Here is a 20,908-nt window from a genome sequence, read left to right on the forward strand (position 1 = left end):
TCGAGGGAGGCTCCATGGATAGGCATCGCTTCATGAAGACCCTGTTCATCACGTTCACCCTCGGGGCCCCCTTGTTGGCCCAGGCGGCTCCGGATTGGGAAAACCAGCACGTTTTCCGCATCAACAAAGAAGAACCCCGAGCCATTTCGATGCCCTTCCCCACCGCGGAAGGTGCGCTCTCCCACAAGCGCCTGGAATCCCCATGGTGCCAGCTTTTGAACGGAGATTGGAAATTCCATTGGGTCGAACATCCCGACCAACGCCCCGTCGATTTCTACAAGCCCGACTTCGACAGCTCCTCGTGGAAGACCATTCCGGTTCCTTCCAACGTCGAAATGGAAGGCTACGGCACGCCCATCTACACCAACGTCACCTATCCGTTCGTCAAGAACCCGCCCTTTGTGATGGGCGAACCCCCGCAAAACTGGACCACTTTCAAGGAACGCAATCCGGTTTCCTCCTACCTCCGCACCTTCACCATCCCGGAGAACTGGAAAGGTCGCCACACCTTCATCAACTTCAATGGTGTCGACTCCGCCTTCTACCTCTGGATCAACGGCCAGAAGGTCGGCTACTCCCAAGATTCGCGGACTCCGGCAGAATTCGACATCACTCCCTACCTCAAGGAGGGGGAAAACACCCTCGCCGTCGAAGTCTACCGCTACTCCGATGGCGCCTATCTTGAGGATCAGGACATGTGGCGCCTCTCCGGAATCTTCCGGGATGTCTACCTCCACTCCTCCGCGCCCCTTCAACTGCGCGACTTCTTCGCTCGCGGCGGCCTTAGCGACGACTACGCCAAGGGCACACTGAATCTCGAAGCAGAAGTCCGCGACCTCCAAGGCGGCAGCTCTTCCTGGTCCGTCAACGCCATCGTCACCGACCTCACCGGCAAGGAAGTGGTCAACTCCACCCTCACCGGAAACACCGGCGAAGGGTCCTCACTCAAACTCGAAGGCCTCGACATCCAACCTTGGTCAGCGGAAAGCCCGACGCTCTATCAGCTCCTGCTCACCCTGAAGAATGCCGACGGCCAACCGGTCGATTACTTCGCCACCAAAATCGGATTCTCCCGCAGCGAAATCAAAAATGGCCAACTCCTGGTCAACGGCCAGCCGATTCTCATCAAAGGCGTCAATCGCCACGATCACGATCCCGACACCGGCCACTACATCTCCGAGGAGCGCCTCCTCGAAGATATCCTCCTGGCCAAGCGGAACAACATCAATGCCATCCGCACCTGCCACTACCCGAACGACCCGAGATTCCTCGAGCTCTGCGATGAATACGGCCTCTACGTTTGCTCGGAGGCCAACATTGAATCCCATGGCATGGGCTATGGAGACGAATCCCTCGCCAAAGACCCCTCTTGGAAGGATGCCCACCTCGACCGCGTCCGCAACATGGTCGAGGCCTTCAAAAACCATCCATCCATCATCCTCTGGTCCCTCGGCAATGAAGCTGGCGACGGTGTGAACTTCGAAGCCTGCTCCGAGTGGATCAAGGCCAACGAATACTCCCGCCCCGTTCACTACGAGCAAGGTGGCCGCAAGGCCCACGTCGACCTCTACTCGCCCATGTACGCCTCCCACGATTGGTGCGAAGGCTACGCCCGCGATGAGGAGAAAAAGCCCCTCGCCGAACAACGGCCTCTGATCCAGTGCGAATATTCCCACGCCATGGGCAACTCCACCGGTGGACTCGCCGAATATTGGGATCTCTTCGAAAGGGAACGCCTGCTCCAAGGCGGATTCATCTGGGACTACATTGACCAAGGCATCCGCACCACCAAACCCGCCCCGGCCGAACTGACCGATCACTCCGCCCAAGGGCACTTCGTGACCGCCAGCGGCAAGCTCGATCCTACCCGCGGCCTGATCGAAGGGAGCGCTTCCATCGCGGACGCCCCCAGCCTGCGACCCGAAGGCCCCTTCACGGTCATGGCCGAAGTCACCCCTGCCGAAAATCCAGGCCACAACGACATCCTTTCAAAGGGCGACCAATCCTGGTCCTTGAAGATCGGCGCCACCGGACGGCTCGAGTTCTTCGTCTACGACGAGACCTGGCACACCGTCGCCGCCGACCTTCCCGCGAATTGGCAAGGCCAGCGCCACACCGTCGCCGGGGTTTTCGATGGCAGCCAACTCCATCTCATCCTCGACGGCAAAGTGCTCGCTTCCGCACCGTTCACCGGAAAAGTCCGCTTCGATGGTCGCCCCATCGTCGCTGGCTCCAACGACGAGCATCCGAGCCGTGTCTTTCATGGCGACCTCCACCGCATCCGTTATGTCGGTTCGGCACTCGCCGCCGATCAACTCGATCAGGGTGCCGCCTTGCTTGAAGTGAACTTCCGCGAATTCACCCAGCCTGAAGGCGAACGAGAATTCTTCGCCTATGGCGGCGACTTCGGTGACATCCCGAACGATGGCAACTTCTGCTGCAATGGCATTGTCGCTGCCGACCGCTCGCCCACCCCGCAGCTGCCGGAGGTGAAAAAGTGCTACTCGGATCTCGGCTTCGAACTCGTCGGACCAGGGGAAGTTCGCATCACCAACAAGCGCTTCTTCGCCAGCTTGGACGACCTCAAACTCGCCTGGGGTATCCTCGTCGATGGCGTGGGACGCCTGGATCGTTCCGCACCACTGCCGAACATAGGGCCTCGCTCCTCTGCTGTCGTGAAGCTCGACCTCTCCGAGGTGCCTCTTTCCCCGGGTCAGGAAGTCGTTCTCGCCGTGGATCTCTCCCTGAAACACGACACCTCGTGGGCACAAGCCGGCCACCGCGTTGACTTTGCTCGCTTCGTCCTCGCCGGTTCCGGCATCACGGCCCCGGCGAGTTCCGACTTGCCCGCCCCGAGCGTCGCCGAGTCCGATACCCTCGTCACCGTCAAGGGAAGCGACTTCTCGGCTGATTTCAGCAAAAGTAACGGCGCCCTCGAACAACTCACGGTGAAGGGCGAGAAACTCCTCCTCGCTCCCCTTACCCTGAACTTCTGGCGTGCCCCCGTCGACAACGACAATGGGACCGACGGCAACTGGCAGGTCGACTACCGACGCGTCTCGGCCCCTTGGAAAACCGCTGGCCCACAGGCTCGCGTGCTCTCCCACTACGTCGAAACTCTGGACGACTCCGTTGAAATCCATTTCGCCCTCCGCATCCCGGTGGGCAACAGTCAGGCTGTCGTCATTTATCGAATCGATGGCGGTGGCAAGGTGACGGTCGACACCACCTTCAAGCCCCGGGCGGGTCGCGATGAATCCATTGGCCGCATCCCACGGATCGGCATGCAAACCCGAGTCGCCAAGAAACTCCACACCCTCTCGTGGTATGGCCTCGGCCCGCACGAAACCATGCTCGACCGCCACCGCGGCGGTGAACTTGGAAACTGGGCCGTGCAAGCCGATAAAGCTTGGTATCCCTACGTTGAACCCCAGGAAACCGGCAATCGCACCGGAGTTCGCCACGGGCGCCTGACGGACGACTCAGGCAAGGGCCTCGCCTTCGCCGCCATCGGCAGTGAGCTCTCCGTTAGCGTTTGGCCATTCACCACAGCGGACCTCGAAAACGCCGCTCACCCCTGCGACATTCCAGAGCGCGACTTCGTCACTCTGAATCTCGATCACGCCCAGCAAGGCGTCGGCGGCGAAAACTCCTGGGGCGCGCTGCCGCTGCCTCAGCACATCCTGCGTCCGAACCAAGACTACCACTGGATCTTCAGCCTCGAAGCCCAAGACTGAAGTCCCCCCCTCCCCTTTCACCCGGACCGTTTCGGCGGTCCGGGTTTCTTTTTGCCCCCATCCTTCATTTTCCGCTTCATTCCACCCCATGCGCCACCTGCTCGTTCTCCTCCTCACCTTGGTGCTCAGCTCCTGCTTTGACGTCAAAGAGGAGGTCTGGGTTCATCGCGATGGTTCTGGCGATCTTGCGCTCGTCGTCCACCTCCCCCATCGGGCCTTGCAACTCGCCGGTGGGAATGAGGCTCTCGAAAACGCCATCCTTGAGTGGTTTCAGTCCACTCCTCAGCTGGAATTGAGTTCCCTCGATATCCTGCCACCCACCCCTCCCAGTGAGGACACCACGGTCCAGGTGCGTGCCCACGCCCCATCCCTGCGAGTGCTGTCCGAAATCAGCGAATCCATCCCCTCGCAGACCTTTCCTTCGATGCCCAACCTCGCCGGGACTTTTCAAATCGATCTCTCTATCCGTGGCGTCGACTTCCACCGCCAAGTCAACTACCGCCAAGCACTCGGCCTCGCCGCCCTCGCCATCTCATCCGATCAGCGCCAGCAACGGCACCTTGAAACGCGCATCCACCTGCCGACCCGCGCCACCACCAGCAATGCCGACGAGATTCTCGATCAGGGCCGCACCCTCGTTTGGCATCGCTCACTGGGCGACGCTCTCACTCGCCCCACGGAGATGACCTTCCACGCCCCTCTCCCCCTGCCCCTCGGGTGGCTCGCCTGCCTAAGCGGCCTCGGCCTCCTCCTTGCCGGTGGACTTAGCTGGCGACGCCTTCGTCGCCGTCCTTGACCGCATCCTCTTCTTCCAGCTTTCGAATCTCGGTCATCGCCGATCGTCCGCCGGTTTTCAAAAACAATAGGGCCCCAGGAATCGCCCACACCAATGTGAACACAAATCCCACCAAGGATGACGCCACCGCCACATCCGGGGGCATCCCCGTCAGATCCTCCATCAGAATCTTCAGCGAAGCCTCGCGCACGCCCAAACCCGCGACAGAGAGCGGTAGCGCACTCAACATATCGACCACCGGCATCGCCGTCAGCACCGGTCCAGGGGCCACGTCGGAGCCCGCCAATCGGGCACCGCACCAAAAAGTGGCATAGTAGACCGGCAACATTGCCATCGCCACCGCCAGCGCCACGAGCCCCTGCCGCCATTTCCTCCGATAGACATCGTAGACCAAGGGAAGCTGACGCATGAAGGCAATCTTCCAATGCCTTCCCCGGGCGTGAATCCGATCGTGGATGGGCGGATAGGACACCACGAACATCGAAAGCACCATCACCAGCCCTCCAGTAAAGAACATCCACGCGAAGCGCAGCATCCCCCGGGTTTCCGGGCTCTGTGATGCGAGCGCGTCAAACCTCCCCGCCGTCAACGCATAGAACACCAACGACATCGCCACCAATCCCACCAGGTGATCAAACAACACCGTGATCGTCACCGCTAACTTGCGCTCCGGATGATCTCGGATCAGCAGGAAAATCCTCACCGCATCTCCTCCGATTCCTCCCACCGCAGCCAAGTTGAACAAATTGCCAATCAACGTCAGCTCCACTGCGCGCATCAGGGAAATCCGAATCCCCTGAGCTCCTAACAACAGCCACAACCGGGCTGCCGTCATCACCGCCGTCAGGCCCGCCAAGGCCACCCCTGGCAAAGCCCAACGCCACGCCAGAGACCCAGGATTGGAGAAGATCGAACTGTTCCAGTCAACTTCATGCAGCGCCCACCCCAGACACAGCCCGGTCAGGCACAATTTCACTAGGAGCAGCAGCGCCTTTTTCATCAAAAATCGCTCCCGCGTGGTCGCTTCTCCAGCGCCCTCAGGCAGCTTCGATGGCCTGTGCAATGGTTTCCACCGATTGCAGAATCGACTTCGCCTTCTCGGCATCGCCGACCTTCAAGCCGAAGTGCTTTTCGATCGCCACCACCAACTGCAAGGCATCGACCGAATCGAGCCCCAGCCCCTCCGCTCCGAAAATCGGCGTGGTGTCCTCAATCTCTGCCGGATCGAAATCTAGCATGAGCTCGTCCACCATCACTTCTTTGATCCGCGTCCGCAGTTCCTCACCTTGAGCCATGTTTCCGAGTGTCCGTGTTGAAAATCAGAAGATGCCGCCGTCGATCTTCAACGCGGAACCTGTGACGTAGCCCGCATCCTGACAAGCGAGAAAGAAGACGGCTGCCGCAACCTCGGCCGGTCGGCCAAATCGGCGCATCGGAATCCCCATCTTCGCACGCTTTGCCCCCTCCGCGTCCAAATGCGCCAGCGCTTCCGTCTCGATGTAACCCGGCAGCAACGCATTCACCGTGATCCCAGCCCGTGCGACCTCCTTCGCCAGGGTTTGCGTCAATGCCACCACCCCAGCCTTCGCCGCAGCGTAGTTGGTCTGCCCCAAGGGGGGCAAAACCGCACTGAGCGAGGCCATATTCACAATTCGCCCAAAGCGCTCCCGCATCATGCCCGGAATCACCGCTCGGCACCCAAAGAAGACCGAATCCAAATTCGACGAAACCACCGAACGCCAGGCCTCATCGTCCATCGTCGCCAACAGCGCATCGCGATGCATCCCAGCATTATTCACCAGCACGTCCAAGCGACCGTCCGCAGCCTGAATCGTTGCCACCGCCGCTTCCCAAGCATCCTTCGAAGTCACCTCCAAGTCCACCAAACGTCCCCGCTCCGGAAACTCAGCAATCAGAGCTTCGGCGGCCGCACGATTCGAGCGCACCCCCAGCCACACCCGCGCTTCCGGGTCCTTCTCCAGGAAATACCGGCCGATTCCCAGCCCCAGTCCGCCATTGCCGCCCGTGATCAGAATACTACGCACCGCGCCATCCTCGACAGCCCCTTCCACTTGGCAAGTTTCAGGGGTTCTCCGCCATGTCATTCAGCGAGGATCCTCACCACCGCAGGCTCCAACCCCTCGGCGTGGACCACCACCGTGATCTCGCCCGGGCCAGTCGCTCGCACCACCCCGTAACCACGCCCCTGGAAAGCACTCCGCTCGCTACCTTGGAAAGACTCGTGGCTCGTCACCGATCCATTGTCCAAGCCGACCAGCCGGCCTGGGCCTTCCACCGTCCAACGGATTCGTGGATGGGCACGCGGAACCCTCGTCCCTGCAGCATCCACCACCTCGACCTCCAGTTCCGCCACCGATTCGAAATCCTGAGCAAGGGGCTTCCCGTCTCCCAGCAACCGCAAACTCGCCGCCATCCCGGCCGTGGTCAATTCATCCACGGCCACCCTTTCTCCCCCGCGCCGCGCCACCGCTCGCAACTGGCCCTCTTCAAATGGAACCTCCCAGCTCAGCGAGAAATCCTTCTTCACCTTCTTCGTCCCCAATGAGCGCTCATTCAAAAACAACTCCACTTCATCCGCCACCGCATACACCTCCACGGTTTGCACCTCTGAGGTCTCCGGATTCCAATCGGGAAACAACACCTGGCGCCGTTTCCACTCGACCTGCTCATAACCCGGATCCGGAGGCGTCGCTTCCGTCACACCCACGCGACGAAACATCTTCACCATCGGCGCATCCGACCACCAACTGCGCCTCTCCCAGCCACGGGGTTGCACCCACCCCGTACGATCCAACAGCCCCGCATTGAATGTCGTGATCGGCCAGCTGCTCGCTTCGCCGAGATAGTCGATTCCCACCCACAGAAACTGTCCGGCATGCTGCGGATGATCCCGGCACTCCAACCAAGTACTGCGCTCGTGCCCCTGCTCCGTGCCAAGAATCTTCCGCCCCGGCTGATCCTTCCACGCCTGCAACAACTCCGCATCCCGATAGTTCGTGCCGATCACATCCAACAGATCCGCCAACCCATTGTCATAGTCGTGCGTCACATTCGGGCGAAACAAGGCCTGCGTCACCGGCCGCGTCGGATCATTCTCGTGACACACCCTCACCAACCCTTCCAAAACCTCGAGAGCCCGTTCCGGATCATGGGTATCCCGGATTTCATTGCCGACGCTGTAGAGCACCACAGAGGGGTGATTCCGGTCCCTCCGCACCATCTCCGCGAGATCCCGCTCCCACCAGTCTCGGAAGTTTTCGTGATAATCGTGGCGATTTTTCCCCATCGTCCAGCAGTCGAATGCCTCGTTCATCACCAGAAAACCCATCTGGTCACACACATCGAGAAAACCGGGATCGACCGGATTGTGCGCCGTCCGAATCGCGTTGACCCCCAAATCCTTCAGACGTCCCAGCCGTCGTCTCCAAACATCCAAAGGCACCGCCGCCCCCACCGCCCCACCATCATGATGGAGACACACGCCCTTTAATTTCAGATTCTTGTCATTCAGCCAAAATCCTGACTCGGATCGGAACTCCGCATGCCGGATGCCGAACGGAACCTGCACCTCATCCACCACCGCTCCCCCCTTCAGCACCTCGACCTTCATTTGGTAGAGCACGGGCGTTTCCACCTCCCAACGTCGCGGAGAAACCACCTCCAGCACCACTTTCCCGTCAGAGAAGGGACCCGCAGCCACCTCCTTCCCGTCCGGATCGAAAACCACTGCGCGAACCTCTTCCGCTCCCTCTTGCGACAATTCAACCTGCACCTCCACCTGAGCCCGCTTCTCGTCCACCATAGGCGTCGTCACCCACACCCCATGGGGCACCACGTGCAGGGGATCCGCCACCATCAACCGAACATGCCGGAAAATCCCCGAACCCGCATACCATCGGGAAGCAGGTTGGGCCGAGGTGTCTGTCTTCACCACCAATACGTTCGCATCCTCCCGCAGTTTTCCTGTCAAATCACACCGAAAGCTTGAGTAACCATACGGTCGACCTCCGACTTTTTCCCCATTCAACCACACTTCACTGTGGGCCATCACTCCATCGAATTCCACCCACACGGCACCCTCGCGCGCGCCCCCCAAATCCCTCCGATACCACGCTTCCCCCGTCGGCAGCCACCCACCGCCTCCCCCACTGGGGGCGTCCTGGGAAAAACTCCCGCCAATGCTCCAATCATGAGGAGTCTCCACCACTTCCCAGTCGCCATCGGCAAAGCCCGCCTGCTCGGCGCCGACCGCAGAACCTTGAAAAAACCTCCAGCCGGCATCCAGCGAGACCTCCTCACGCCCCATCGCAATCCCTACCGCCAAGCCCAGCATCCACCAGCATTTCATCGCGGCATTCGAAGCTCCTCCTCGACCTCTGGCAACCCCCCGCTCGGGTGATGTCGGGCATTTCCCGCTTGGCAAGTGAAGAACCTCTCCAGACTCTCTGCAGATGCTGATTGCCTTCGAGGGCATCGATGGTGCCGGAAAAACCTCACAAGCAAGATTGCTAGCCGATTGGTTGGAGTCTGAAGGCAGCCTCGTCGTCATAAGTCACGAACCTACGAATGGCCCGTGGGGAACAAAGCTTAGAGAGTCAGCTTCAAGTGGAAGAAGTGCACCTGAAGAAGAATTGGATCTATTTCTGAAGGACAGAAAACAACACGTCGAAGAACTTATACAGCCATCTCTCAATAAAGGAGTTACCGTCATTCTTGACCGGTATTATTTTTCCAATATGGCTTATCAGGGAGCCCGGGGGCTCAACCCTTCACGGATTCGGGAAGTCAACGAAGCCTTCGCTCCAGTTCCCGATTTTCTATTCATTCTCGACCTTGAAGTCGACCTCGCTCTCCAGCGCATTGGCTCCCGAGGCGACATCGCAAATGAATTTGAAAAGCGAGACGCTCTTCAGGATTGTCGAGACATCTTTAATACCTTGGAGAATGAAGCATTTGCTCACATCATCGACGCAAGCAAGTCGCTGGATGAGGTCCATTCGATGATTCGGGAAATTCTATCCGGCGGAACTCGGCCTACAACCTAGCGCTGTCTTTTCACGAACTTCCTCACTGCGCGGGTTCTTTTCCTAGCATTACTCCACCTCTTGCTTCCTCTCACGCCTCATCATGCCGATGAAGACTTTGAAGCGACGATACCTTCGTATGCCGCAAGTAGGAACGTAGGGGAGTGAGAGACAGGCTCTAGGCGCTCTCCTACTTCACATACACCTCGCGCGCCTTCGCTCCGTCGCCCGGCCCAACAATGCCCCGCTGCTCAAGAATATCGACCATTCGCGCCGCTCGGGTGTAGCCCAGACGAAGCCGTCGTTGCAGCAAACTCGTACTGCATTTCTGCTCCTGCCGGACGACATCGATGCACTTCATGATCATGTCCTCATCCGCATCCGAGAGCTCCTCCTCTCCATCGTCGTTGGCGGCACTCTCGATCGAGCGCTGAATGTCCTCCACAAAGTTGGGTTCCGCTTGCCCCGAGCAATGCTTGACCAAGCGCTCGACCTCTTCGTCGGATACAAATGCCCCCTGAGCCCGCTCAAGCTTCGCGGAACCGGGTGGGAGATAAAGCATGTCACCCTTGCCGACGAGTTTCTCAGCGCCTTTGGAATCGAGGATCACCCGGGAATCGAGCTGCGATGAGACCTGGAACGCCACCCGACACGGGATGTTCGCTTTGATGATCCCTGTCACCACATCCGCCCGAGGCGTTTGCGTGGCAATGACCAGGTGGATCCCCGCCGCCCGTGCCTTTTGGGCGATCCGGGCAATGTTCATTTCCACCTCTGCCGGAGCCGTCTGCATCAGGTCCGCCAACTCATCGACGATCACCACAATGTAGGGGAAACGATCCGGAATTTCATCCTCCTCGATCTCCAATTCGTCGTCCTCTGCCTCGGGGCCCAGTTCTCCGCTCTCCAGAGCCGCGGCAATCGATTCGATCTCCTCCTGATCGACCTCTTCCTCTTCCCACGGCGGCTCAGCAGCCGCATCAGCCAAAGGCTCAACCGGGGCCTTTTCCTCCCGCGGTCGATTGTTGAAGCCATCGAAATTCCTCACCCCGCACTTCGCAAAGACTCGGTAACGTTTCTCCATCTCGTTCACCACCCACTTCAGGGCAGCGACCACCTTCTTCGGATCCGTCACCACCGGCACCACCAGATGCGGCAGCTTGTTGTACATCTGCATCTCGACCACCTTCGGGTCGACCATGATGAAGCGCAGTTCGTCCGGCCCAAACTTGAACAACATCGAGGCAATGATCGAATTGATGCACACCGATTTCCCCGATCCAGTCGCACCCGCGACCAGAAGGTGAGGCATCGCGGCCAGATCGCCGATCACCGTCTTTCCGTAGACATCCTTGCCGAGTGCCAAAGGAATCTTCTTCTTGGCTGATCGGAATTCCGGGTCCTGCAGCAGCTCCCTGAGCGGCACGGCCACCTTCACCGAGTTGGCCAGCTCGATGCCCACCGTGTCCTTGCCCGGAATCGGAGCGAGAATATTGATCCGCTCCGCCTTCGTGGCCCGGGCGATGTCCGCTTCCAGCTGGGAAATCCGCGAAACGCGCAAGCCCACACTCGGATAAATCTCATAGCGGGTGATCGTCGGCCCCCGAGTGATGTCACCCGCCGTGGTTTCGATGCCGAAAGAGCGCAATGTGTCCACGATCGTTCGCTGCACCTGAAGCAACTCGTCGCGATTCGCCTCCGGAGATTCCTCGGCCTCCTCGACCACATCGAGAAGATCGAAACCCGGCAAATCATAGTCTTCAAAGCGGGCGGTCAGCAGCGATGCGTGTCCTTTCCGCCTCTCGAAGGGCTTGTCGCCCGGCTTCGGTGCGTCCAGGCGGCGCTGCGAAGCATCAATGATCTGCGGCGTCGGAATTTCCCGCAACGGCAATTCCGCCTGCGGAGTTGGTGAGTCTTCGACCGGGGCACTTGCCGGTTTGCGACGTTCCTGACGGCGCTTCTCCTTTTCCCGCTCACGCTCAAATTTTAACCGCGATTCCTGATCACCCCGTTGGCGGCGTTCGGCGATCCCATTCGAAACCTTGCGAATCCCCGCCATCGTCAATTGAGCCGTTCCTTTCGCGAACCGCAGCGGCCGCTGGCCGACGACCAAAATCAGCGCAAAGAGATAAAGCACTGCCGCAATCACCTCGGTGCCCGTTTTTCCCACGATGGGCCGCATCAGGAAATCCGCCACCAATCGACCCAACACCCCTCCCGCTCCCGGCAACTCTCCAGCCTGCGACCAGCCTGCATGAAGAAACGCCGAACCACTCAGAATCATCACCACAAACCCCGTCCCTGTCCGCGGCCAAAGCCGCCCATCAAACACCAACTTGATCACCCCGAACCACACCAACGCCACCGGCACCAGAAATCCGGCTTTCCCAGCGAAATACACGTGAGCCAGCCCAATCACCGTTCCCAGAGGACCCAGGAAATTTCCCCGCGGAGATTGCGCCTCCGCATGCGGGGCCAACGAATCCCCCATCCCCAACACCGGCAAATCTTCCGGCGTAAACGACAAAACCGACAAAAACAGGACCAGACCGAGCCCGATCAGGCTCAGCCCAATCAGCTCGTTCGACCACTTCGGCGGTTCGGGGGCCTCACCCCGCTTGCGGTTGTCCTTCTTCGACATCGATCAATCTGCGGCCGCCAGCATCCCCCGCACCCCGCTCTGCGGCAAGGTTGTTTTCCAGGCCAGAAATTCAGGATTTCTTAGCGAAATGCCGCGAATTTGGCCTTTCTCCTAACCTCGGAGATGGGCAGCGTCGGGGCCATGGAACCGATCACTTTCAAGCCCCTTTACATGCAGCGCGTCTGGGGAGGCCGGACGCTGGAAACCGCCTACCGCCGGGAACTCCCGGACGATGCCCCCTATGGCGAATCCTGGGAGGTGGTGGATCGAGAGGGTGAACAATCGGTCGTCGTTGGCGGCCCCTTGGCGGGCGCCACGCTGCACGAATTGTGGAGCACACGCCGCGATGAAATTTTCGGCGCCGGCATGCCCGACTGCACTCGTTTCCCCTTGCTCATCAAAGTCCTCGACGCCCGTGATGACCTCTCCATTCAGGTGCATCCACCCGTGGATCTTGCCCCGGCACTCGGCGGCGAGCCCAAAACGGAAATGTGGTACATCGCCGATGCGGATCCCGGCGCGAAGCTCTACGTCGGATTGAAAAACGGTGTCACCCGAGAAGACTTTGATCGCGCCCTGGCCGATGGAACCGTCGCCGACGTGGTCCACGCCATCCAGCCCAAGACAGGCGACTCTATCTTCATCCCCTCCGGAAGGCTCCACGCGATTGGCGCCGGATTCTTGATCCACGAAATCCAACAAAACTCCGACACCACCTACCGGGTGTTCGACTGGAATCGCCTCGGACTCGACGGAAAACCGCGCGATCTGCATGTCGAAGAATCGCTGAAAAGCATTGATTTCGACGACTTCGAACCCGGGATGGATGTCCCTGACGGCACTGTGATCGCCCGCTGCGAGTATTTCGTCGTCGAAAAAATCGCCCTGGCCCCTGGGGAGTCCGAGGGCAACGCCTCCGAGGATCGATTCTCGATCTTCTCCGTCGCCGAAGGCCAGGTGACCGGCTCCGACGGACGCATCTTCAAGAAAGGCGAATTCCTACTCCTGCCCCGTGGCACCAGCAAGTTGACCGCTTCCGGTCGCGCCACCCTGCTGCGCACCACCCTGCCTTAAAGTTCGCGGATCAAACTTTCACCCCGGCCATTGAGCAAACCTGATCGAAGTGATCAGGCTCGACCGGGGTGATCGACAACCGGGTGCCGCGTTGGAGAACCCTCATTCCCTCAAGCGCAGGCTCGCCCTTGAGCTGATCCAGCGTGACCATTTCAGGAAATTTGAGCACAAACTCAAAATCTCGCATGAGCCACCGCGGAGCTTCCGCAGTCGACTTCGCGTCAAAATAATCCGACTGCGGATCGAACTGAAGATCATCGGCGTAAGGTTCGCTCACCACTCTCGCGATACCCACCACGCCGGGCGGTTTGGCATTGGAATGATAAAACAGGGCGAGGTCGCCCACTTCCATGTCATCGCGCATGAAATTCCGCGCCTGATAGTTGCGGATTCCATTCCACGGTTCCCGGCCGACGCGGGCAAGGTCGTCGATCCCAAACACATCGGGTTCGGATTTGATCAGCCAATGGCGCATGCCGACCCTTCCCGCCCATCGGCAATTCGAGCAAGCGGATTCCGGGGAATGCGTTAGGTTCCCCCCATGAACCCCCTCGCGAGCAAGGAACAGATGTTGCATCAACACCTGCAGGACCGCGGCATCCGCGACCTGAGGGTACTGGATGCTTTCCAGGCGATCCAACGGGAGGATTTTCTCCCCGAACAAGAACGCGGTCTTGCCTACGATGACACCTCCCTTCCCTTGCCCCACGGGCAAGTTGCTGCCCAGCCCTACATCGTCGCACGCATGGTCGAACTCCTCGAACTACCCGAGCACGCCCACGTCCTCGAACTCGGTGCTGGCTGCGGATTTCAAACGGCCATCCTCGCTCACATTGCTCGCGATGTTTGCAGCATCGAGTGGTACCCCGATCTGGCCACTCAGGCAGCACGCAACCTCCTAAGCCTCGGATTCACCCACATCGAGTTGATCCACGGCGATGGCCTCCTCGGATGGCCGGATCGCAGCCGGAAATTCGATGGCATCGTGCTGGCATTTGCCGTCGATGAGATTCCCCAGGTGCTCTTCGACTCCCTGGTTCCTTCGGGCCGATTGGTCGCCCCGCTCGAAGTCGGAGACCATCAGACGCTCCGCGTCTTCCAGCTCGATGAACACGGTGACGTGCAGACCCATGACGAAGAAATCGTCCACTTTGTTCACGGCAAAACTCACGCCACCCCTGGCTCAGAATAGCTCCCCCTGATCGGGGAGACAGCGGCGAAAATGGTCCCCCTTCACCTCAGGCGCCGTCGTCGCCAGTCCCAGCCTGCGGCAGCTGGCATGGAAAAGGGCCCTCAGTTGCTCAGCAACCGGACCCGTGCCCCGCATCCGCTCTCCCGGAGTGTTCCGGTTCAGCCGTCCGCCGTGAGCATCGCGAATGCGCCCAAGGACCTTCTCTTTGGCCCCGGGGCGATGGTGGTCGAGCCAATCCCCGAAAACCTCCGCCACGGCTCCCGGCAATCTCACCATGGAGTAAGCCGCAAAACTCCCGCCCACCTCTTTCACCGCCTTGAGAATCTCCGGCAACTCATGGTCGTTCAGCCCTGGAATCATCGGCGCAGCACTCACGCCGCAAGCCACCCCCGCGGCAGATAGCTGCTCCAAGGCTTCCAAACGCGCCCGCGGAGTCGACGCACGAGGCTCCAACACCCGCGCCAAAGCCGGATCCAGAGTCGTCACCGAAAGATAGACCGCGACGGCCTGCCACCGTGACAATTCCCTCAGCGCATCCAGATCACGGGTCACCAGCGCGTTCTTGGTGATGAGCACCACCGGTTGCCGAAAAGTCGCCATCACCTCCAAACACCCTCGCGTCAGTTTCAAGGTCCGCTCGATCGGCTGATAGCAGTCCGTCACCCCACTCATCGAGATCTTCCCCAAGCGGTAACCCGGACGCGCCAAGGCTTCAGCCAAAAGCCGCGGAGCTTCCGGCTTCACGACGATCCGCGATTCGAAATCAAGCCCCGCCGAATATCCAAGGTATTCGTGATAGGTCCTCGCATAACAGTAACTGCATCCATGTTCGCATCCCCGGTAGGGATTCACGCCGTAGTCGAAAGACAAATCCTCCGCCGAATTTCGAGCAAGAATCTCCTGGGAATCATCGCGCAAAAACTCCGTCCGCAACGGCCGCGAATCCTCGTCGACCCATGCATCTTCATCCACTTCCACCTGCAACGCTTGAAAGCGGTTGGCAGGATTCCCTTGCGCGCCTCGTCCCCGAATGGAGTTCATTTGAACATTCTTGTCTCGATCACCTGCCAGACAAGAAGGAATTCCGCGCAGGAGGCGACGCCCTCCCGGATTTGCCTTGGCGAATCCTCGACCTCCGCGCATGTAGTGAACTGTGCCCAAGCCCGGTCTCGCTGCCGCCACTTCGCTCGTCATTGCCTCAATGATCGGCACCGGCGTCTTCACTTCCCTCGGCTTTCAACTGGTGACCCTCCAATCCGCTCCCCAGATCCTCCTCCTCTGGGCGGTGGGCGGAATCGTGGCTCTTTGCGGGGCTCTGTGCTACTCCGCGGTGGCCAAGGCCTACCCACGCTCAGGAGGTGAACATCACTTCCTCTCCGAATTGTTTCACCCAGCTTTGGGATTCATGGCAGGCTTGCTATCCGCCATCACAGGCTTCGCAGTGCCCACTGCCCTCACGGCTCTGGCACTCAGCAACTACCTCCACGTGGCCTTTCCTGCCTTACCGGTCACGCCCACGGCGCTGGCGGTCATCCTTCTCGGCACCCTCGCTCACTCGATTTCCTCGACGACCAGCGCGCGCGTTCAACTCGCCTCCACCTGCCTCAAGTTGCTGCTCATCCTTGGTTTCATCGCAGCCGCCCTCTCTTTCCCAGGCAAAGGAGACATCCGCTGGACACCCGATTTCAGCACCGATTTCACCGCGATCGGCACTCCCGCCTTTGCCGTCTCTCTCTACTATGTCTTCTATTCCTATTCCGGCTGGAATGCCGCCATCTACGGCTTGGAGGAATGGGATCGTCCCACCCGTACCGTGCGCCTCGCCCTGATCGTCGGAACCCTGGGCGTAACCCTCCTCTACCTCGCTCTGAATGCATCTTTCCTCCGCGCCGCCCCGGTCGAAGCCCTTCAGGGCCGATTGGAAATCGGTGCCATCTCCGCGCAGCACCTCTTTGGAGACCGGGCCGGCCAAGTCATTTCCGCCCTGTTCGCAGCCGGTCTCTTTGCCTCCGTGAGCGCCCTCCTGTGGGCGGGGCCCCGAGTGCTCGCCGCCATGGCCGACCATCTTCCCACCCTGGGATTCCTCACCCTCCACGGAACCGCCCCGCGACTTCCCCTCTGGCTGCAGGCCAGCCTCGCCGCGGTTTTGGCCCTGCTCAGTTCCTTCCGCGAGCTGGTTCTCTACACTCAAACCGGCCTCACCCTGTGCACCCTCCTTGTCGCAGCGGGAGTGCTCCGACTCCCGGGACCCAAACCCGTCGTCCCCGCAGGGATCTTCCTCGCTTTCACCTCTTTCGTCATCGTCCGCTCGATTGTCGATCAACCGTGGGAAGTCTCCGCCGGCCTCGCCACCGCCTTAGCCTGTGCATTCCTCGGGCTTTTCCTCACTCGATCTCCCTCCCATTCTTCCACCTCATCCTCATGAAACGATTGCTGATGCTCCTCCCCGCGCTGGCCTTCACCCACTGCGCCCCCGAAATCCCGCCGACTCAACAAACCACCACCCCGCTGAATCCCGCCCGGGACTATCGCCCTGTGGATGGCGATCCCACTGTGGACGATGTCGCCCGCTTCCTCGCTGGCCGCCCCGTCGAACACGGTGCCGCATTGGCCCGCTGGCAAATGCGAGATGGAGACTACCACACACACGCCCTGGTCATGGATTCCCGCTGGCGCAATGCCGGTCGCAAACGGGCCGTTGCCCAAGCCCAGTTCTACTACACCACCACACGCAACGCCATCGGCAACCCTTCCACCGTCGTCTACCCGTTTGGTGGTCCGGACATCTTGCACGCCACCTCGATGTTCCCCAAAGCCTCGACTTACGTCCTGCTTGGCCTCGAATCCGTGGGCTCAGTGCCGGACTTCAGCGCCGGTGTTTCCAAACCCATGCTGGCGGACCTCGCCGGTGTGCTTGAGGCACCCATTCTGCATGGCTACTTCATTACGGAAACCATGCGCCAATCCCCTCCAGCGACTCCGATCCTCCTCACCTCCCTCGGCATCATGGGTGCCCGGGTCGACAGTATTTCCGCCATCGACGCCGGCGGACGCCCCGGTGTGGAAATCCGCTTCCGCGGCCCTCAAGGAGGATCCAAGCGAGTCCTTTACGTGTCCGCCGACCTCTCCAACCGCGGCTTCGACAGCTCCTTCCAATCCTGGCTCAACCGCTACTCCGGCGGCGCCGCCTATTTCAAGGCAGCTTCTTACTTGCCTCACGATTCCGCCTTCTCGTCCGTACGCCAGTGGGTTCTGAGCCACGCGAAAGTTGTGCTGCAGGATGACTCCGGCATTCCCTTCAAGGACTTCGATCCCGGCACGTGGGAAACCACCCTGCTGGGCAACTATGAGCGACCTATCCCCCTCTTTGCCAACTTCCGTCAGCCCGACCTCGCAGCAGCCTATGACGCCGCTGCCGGGCGTACCCCTTCCATCCCCTTCGGATCCGGCTATCACATGCGGGCTGCCGAAGCCAACTTGCAGATCCAACGACGCCGTTAATTGGGCTTCTCGGACGGGTCGGCCACCGGCCTCAAACCACCCAGGCTCCCGTCGGTCTCGGGAGCCGGGGCAACCAATCCAGCGGAGAGGATCAGCTTGCTCGCCTCCTCCAGAGTCATGTCACTCATGGTGATCCGCTCATTATCCATCAGGACCACAAAACCCGTAAGCGGATTGGGAGCTGTCGGCAGGAAAACCGAAGTCACTTCCTTCCCGGTCCGTGTATCAAAAAAACTGCCCGTCACGAACCCGACCAAACGGCAGCCCGGGCTCGGATACTCCACAAAGGCCACCCCTTTGAAGTTTCGCTCTGATCCCATCCCCTTGATCGCCTCCATCAGCTGCTGGATCGACGAAAAGAGAAATCCAATCACCGGAATTCGCTCAAACTTCCCTTCGACCCATTGAAGAATGTGCCGACCTAGCGAGTTCGTCACCGCAAACCCGATCGAAAACACAATCAACACCGGCAGCAACGCTCGCAAAAACTCCGAACCGGGGAACTCAAACCGCCAATAGCCCGGATCCGCCGGCCGCATCCCGCGAATTTGATTCAGGAAGTCATACAAGCCTCCAATGATTCCATCCCCCGCCTGGCCGAGGATCTTATAAATCAATACCAAAATCCACAGGGTCGCAAGAATCGGGATCACCGAGGCAACCCCCGCCAACAAGGTGCTGAAGGCTTTTTTCAGACTTCCCGTGCGCACGGGACTATTTGCAGAAGAGTCATCCATCGACGCCCCGATCCATAGCCATCCCCGCCCGGTTGGCAAGGAGGGCCCCTGTCGCTTCCGCGAAAATCACGCGGCGATTTCGCCCCCTGATCCGGACATTCTCCGAAACACTCGGCCCCCTCGCGAAAGTAGACTTATGCTCATGAAGCTACGAACTGCCCTCGCCGCTTGCCTTTCCCTTCTTTCGGTCGTGTCCGCCGAAGAACGGAAACCCAATGTTCTCCTGATCCTCGTCGACGACCTCAAGCCCGTGCTCGGTGCCTACGGCGATCCCGTCGCCCAAACCCCCAATCTCGACAAATTTGCAGCCTCTGGCATGCGCTTCGACAAAGCCTACTGCAATCAAGCCGTCTGCGCGCCATCCCGCTACAACTACATGCTCGGATCGCGGTCCACATCCACGGGTCTCTACCACCTCAACCAGGAACTTCGGAAATTCGTTCCCGACGCGGTCACCCTGCCTCAATACTTTGCCAAATTCGGCTACTCCACCCAATCGCTCGGCAAAACCTACCACGTGGGTCACGGCATTCATGGCGATCCTCAATCCTGGACCGTACCGCCCCTCCGCGATCAGGAAGTCGAATACGCCCTTAAGGAAACCACCGGCGGCCAACTCACCCGCGAAGAAGCCTACTTCAACAACATCTTTGACCGACCCATCAACGATCTGCCGAAAGGCCCCGCATGGGAGGAAGCCGATGTTCCCGACGAGGCCTACGCCGACGGACGCGTCGCCGCCGAAACGATCAAGCGCCTCGAAGCCGCGGCCCAATCCGACGAACCCTTCCTCATCGCCGTGGGGTTCGCCCGCCCCCACCTTCCTTTCACCGTTCCCAAAAAATACTGGGATCTCTATGATCCTAAAAAGCTGCCCATGCCGAAGACCTCGGAATTCCCTCAGGACAGCCCACCCGTCGCTCACAAGCACGGCGGAGAGATCGCCAACTACAAGCCCGTCCCCAACAACGGCCTCACCGATCCCGATCTCACCCGACAACTCATCCACGGCTACTACGCCGCCACCAGCTACACCGATGCCCAGGCCGGCAAAGTCCTCGATGCCCTCGATCGCCTGAAACTCAGCGATAACACCATCGTCATCCTTTGGGGAGACCACGGCTTCCACCTCGGAGACCACGGCACCTGGACCAAGCACACCAACTACGAACAGGCCAACCGCATCCCCATCATCATCCGCGCTCCCGGAGTCACCCAACCGGGCACCTCCACCGAGCAACTCGCCCAAACCGTCGACATCTACCCGACAGCCGCCGCTCTCGCCGGACTGCCCGCCCCCGAAGGCCCCCAACCCATCGATGGTCACAACCTCGTCCCGGTTCTCAAAGACCCCAAGGCCCGCATCTCGGACCACGTCTACCATGCCTTCCCGCACGCGGTCATGGGCCGCGCAATCCGCACCGATCGCTATCGCATGGTCGAATGGAAACGCTCCGGCGCTCCAGAATCGACCGCCAAATATGAACTCTACGACTACGAACGCGACCCCGAAGAAACTCAAAACCTCGCCGCCAAAAAGCCGAAGCTTCTCGAAAAAATGAAGGAAATCCTTCATCAATATCCCGAGGCCGTCATTCGTTGATCGCTCCCGACTTGCGGCCCTATCTGAACTGACGTGTGAAACCCGAACGCATCCGCCGTCTCGATCAGCTCGACGCCATGGTGCGCGAGCACCACGTCAGTCTCCGCTATTTCATCCGCTCACTCGGAGTAAACGCCGCCTGGGTCGATGATCTCGCCCAGGAAAGTTTCCTCGTCGCCTACCGGAAGTGGGAGGAACTCGACTCCCCCCACCACGCCGGCCCCTGGCTGCGCAAGATTGCCCGCAACTTGGTCATGAACGAAATCACCAAGACCGGCCGACGCCAGCGCCTGATCGACGAAAACCTGACCACTCTCCTCCTCGAAGCCACCTCCAGTCATCCCGCACCTGGAGAACTTCAGGACACCGAGGCCCGCCACCAAGCCCTCCGCGACTGCCTTGAGCAACTCACCTCCCGCGCCCGCCAGGTCGTCGAGGCCCGCTATTTCCGGGATCGCAATGCGACCGAGATCGGCGAAGAACTGGCCATGAGCTCCGTCGCGGTCCGAAAGGTGCTCTTCCATGCCCGCCAAAATCTGGCGGCTTGCCTCTCCGCCCATCCCACGGAACCCACTGCCTAAG

Annotated in this window: 17 protein-coding genes; 9 read left to right on the forward strand and 8 right to left on the reverse strand. The window is 60.1% G+C overall.

All coding sequences use genetic code 11. From position 1 onward, the window contains the following. Positions 1-32: 32 nt before the first annotated feature. Positions 33-3,737, forward strand: a complete 3,705-nt coding sequence (locus HNR46_RS07480) for a glycoside hydrolase family 2 TIM barrel-domain containing protein (protein ID WP_184017371.1) — start codon at positions 33-35, stop codon at positions 3,735-3,737. An 88-nt stretch (positions 3,738-3,825) separates the two neighbouring features. Next, complete coding sequence (locus HNR46_RS07485) at positions 3,826-4,533, forward strand: hypothetical protein (RefSeq protein WP_184017373.1); 708 nt, start codon at positions 3,826-3,828, stop codon at positions 4,531-4,533. Here HNR46_RS07485 and HNR46_RS07490 read toward each other — a convergent pair. From HNR46_RS07490 to HNR46_RS07505, 4 genes are read right to left on the reverse strand one after another with little or no spacing between them, the layout of a single operon-like run. Continuing rightward, the gene (locus tag HNR46_RS07490) at positions 4,502-5,533 is read right to left on the reverse strand and encodes a lysylphosphatidylglycerol synthase transmembrane domain-containing protein (protein ID WP_184017375.1); all 1,032 of its coding nucleotides are present in this window, start codon (positions 5,531-5,533) and stop codon (positions 4,502-4,504) included. The genes HNR46_RS07485 and HNR46_RS07490 overlap by 32 nt on opposite strands. A 37-nt stretch (positions 5,534-5,570) precedes the next feature. Further along, entirely contained in the window at positions 5,571-5,828 is a 258-nt protein-coding gene (locus HNR46_RS07495) for a phosphopantetheine-binding protein (RefSeq protein ID WP_184017377.1), read from the reverse strand. A 24-nt stretch (positions 5,829-5,852) separates the two neighbouring features. Next, the gene (locus HNR46_RS07500; protein WP_343076022.1) at positions 5,853-6,578 is read right to left on the reverse strand and encodes an SDR family oxidoreductase; all 726 of its coding nucleotides are present in this window, start codon (positions 6,576-6,578) and stop codon (positions 5,853-5,855) included. Between the two features lie 56 nt (positions 6,579-6,634). After that, the gene (locus HNR46_RS07505; protein ID WP_221285067.1) at positions 6,635-8,902 is read right to left on the reverse strand and encodes a glycoside hydrolase family 2 TIM barrel-domain containing protein; all 2,268 of its coding nucleotides are present in this window, start codon (positions 8,900-8,902) and stop codon (positions 6,635-6,637) included. A 103-nt stretch (positions 8,903-9,005) separates the two neighbouring features. Between HNR46_RS07505 and tmk the strand changes: the two genes are divergently transcribed. Then, complete coding sequence (gene tmk, locus HNR46_RS07510) at positions 9,006-9,599, forward strand: dTMP kinase (protein ID WP_184017381.1); 594 nt, start codon at positions 9,006-9,008, stop codon at positions 9,597-9,599. 169 nt (positions 9,600-9,768) lie between these two features. Here tmk and HNR46_RS07515 read toward each other — a convergent pair whose 3' ends face one another. After that, positions 9,769-12,219, reverse strand: a complete 2,451-nt coding sequence (locus HNR46_RS07515) for a DNA translocase FtsK (RefSeq protein ID WP_184017383.1) — start codon at positions 12,217-12,219, stop codon at positions 9,769-9,771. A 141-nt stretch (positions 12,220-12,360) separates the two neighbouring features. Between HNR46_RS07515 and HNR46_RS07520 the strand changes: the two genes are divergently transcribed. Further along, entirely contained in the window at positions 12,361-13,293 is a 933-nt protein-coding gene (locus HNR46_RS07520; protein ID WP_221285068.1) for a type I phosphomannose isomerase catalytic subunit, read from the forward strand. Positions 13,294-13,303: 10 nt separating this feature from the next. Here HNR46_RS07520 and HNR46_RS07525 read toward each other — a convergent pair whose 3' ends face one another. Next, complete coding sequence (locus tag HNR46_RS07525) at positions 13,304-13,768, reverse strand: EVE domain-containing protein (protein ID WP_184017385.1); 465 nt, start codon at positions 13,766-13,768, stop codon at positions 13,304-13,306. A gap of 66 nt (positions 13,769-13,834) precedes the next feature. Here HNR46_RS07525 and HNR46_RS07530 point away from each other — a divergent pair, with 66 nt between their 5' ends. Continuing rightward, positions 13,835-14,485 (forward strand): protein-L-isoaspartate O-methyltransferase family protein, encoded by a 651-nt coding sequence (locus tag HNR46_RS07530; protein ID WP_184017387.1) that lies wholly within the window; start codon positions 13,835-13,837, stop codon positions 14,483-14,485. Here the strand turns inward: HNR46_RS07530 and HNR46_RS07535 are convergent. Next, complete coding sequence (locus tag HNR46_RS07535; protein WP_184017389.1) at positions 14,477-15,526, reverse strand: PA0069 family radical SAM protein; 1,050 nt, start codon at positions 15,524-15,526, stop codon at positions 14,477-14,479. The two genes, HNR46_RS07530 and HNR46_RS07535, sit on opposite strands and share 9 nt — an antisense overlap. A 112-nt stretch (positions 15,527-15,638) precedes the next feature. Here HNR46_RS07535 and HNR46_RS07540 point away from each other — a divergent pair, with 112 nt between their 5' ends. Both HNR46_RS07540 and HNR46_RS07545 read left to right on the forward strand, forming a co-directional pair. Continuing rightward, a complete protein-coding gene (locus HNR46_RS07540) occupies positions 15,639-16,910 on the forward strand; it encodes an amino acid permease (RefSeq protein WP_184017391.1) in 1,272 nt (423 codons plus the stop codon). Then, a complete protein-coding gene (locus tag HNR46_RS07545) occupies positions 16,907-17,986 on the forward strand; it encodes a hypothetical protein (protein ID WP_184017393.1) in 1,080 nt (359 codons plus the stop codon). Before HNR46_RS07540 ends, HNR46_RS07545 begins: the two co-directional genes overlap by 4 nt. Here HNR46_RS07545 and HNR46_RS07550 read toward each other — a convergent pair. Next, a complete protein-coding gene (locus HNR46_RS07550; RefSeq protein ID WP_184017396.1) occupies positions 17,983-18,723 on the reverse strand; it encodes a DUF502 domain-containing protein in 741 nt (246 codons plus the stop codon). The two genes, HNR46_RS07545 and HNR46_RS07550, sit on opposite strands and share 4 nt — an antisense overlap. A 136-nt stretch (positions 18,724-18,859) precedes the next feature. On the opposite strand from HNR46_RS07550, the gene HNR46_RS07555 reads away from it, so the two are divergent. Further along, a complete protein-coding gene (locus HNR46_RS07555; RefSeq protein WP_425491686.1) occupies positions 18,860-20,326 on the forward strand; it encodes a sulfatase in 1,467 nt (488 codons plus the stop codon). Between the two features lie 35 nt (positions 20,327-20,361). After that, a complete protein-coding gene (locus HNR46_RS07560; RefSeq protein ID WP_184017400.1) occupies positions 20,362-20,907 on the forward strand; it encodes a sigma-70 family RNA polymerase sigma factor in 546 nt (181 codons plus the stop codon). The last annotated feature ends 1 nt before the right edge of the window (position 20,908 follow it).

Origin of the sequence: Haloferula luteola, from assembly GCF_014201715.1 — a bacterium.
Classification (GTDB): Bacteria; Verrucomicrobiota; Verrucomicrobiia; order Verrucomicrobiales; family Akkermansiaceae; genus Haloferula; species Haloferula luteola.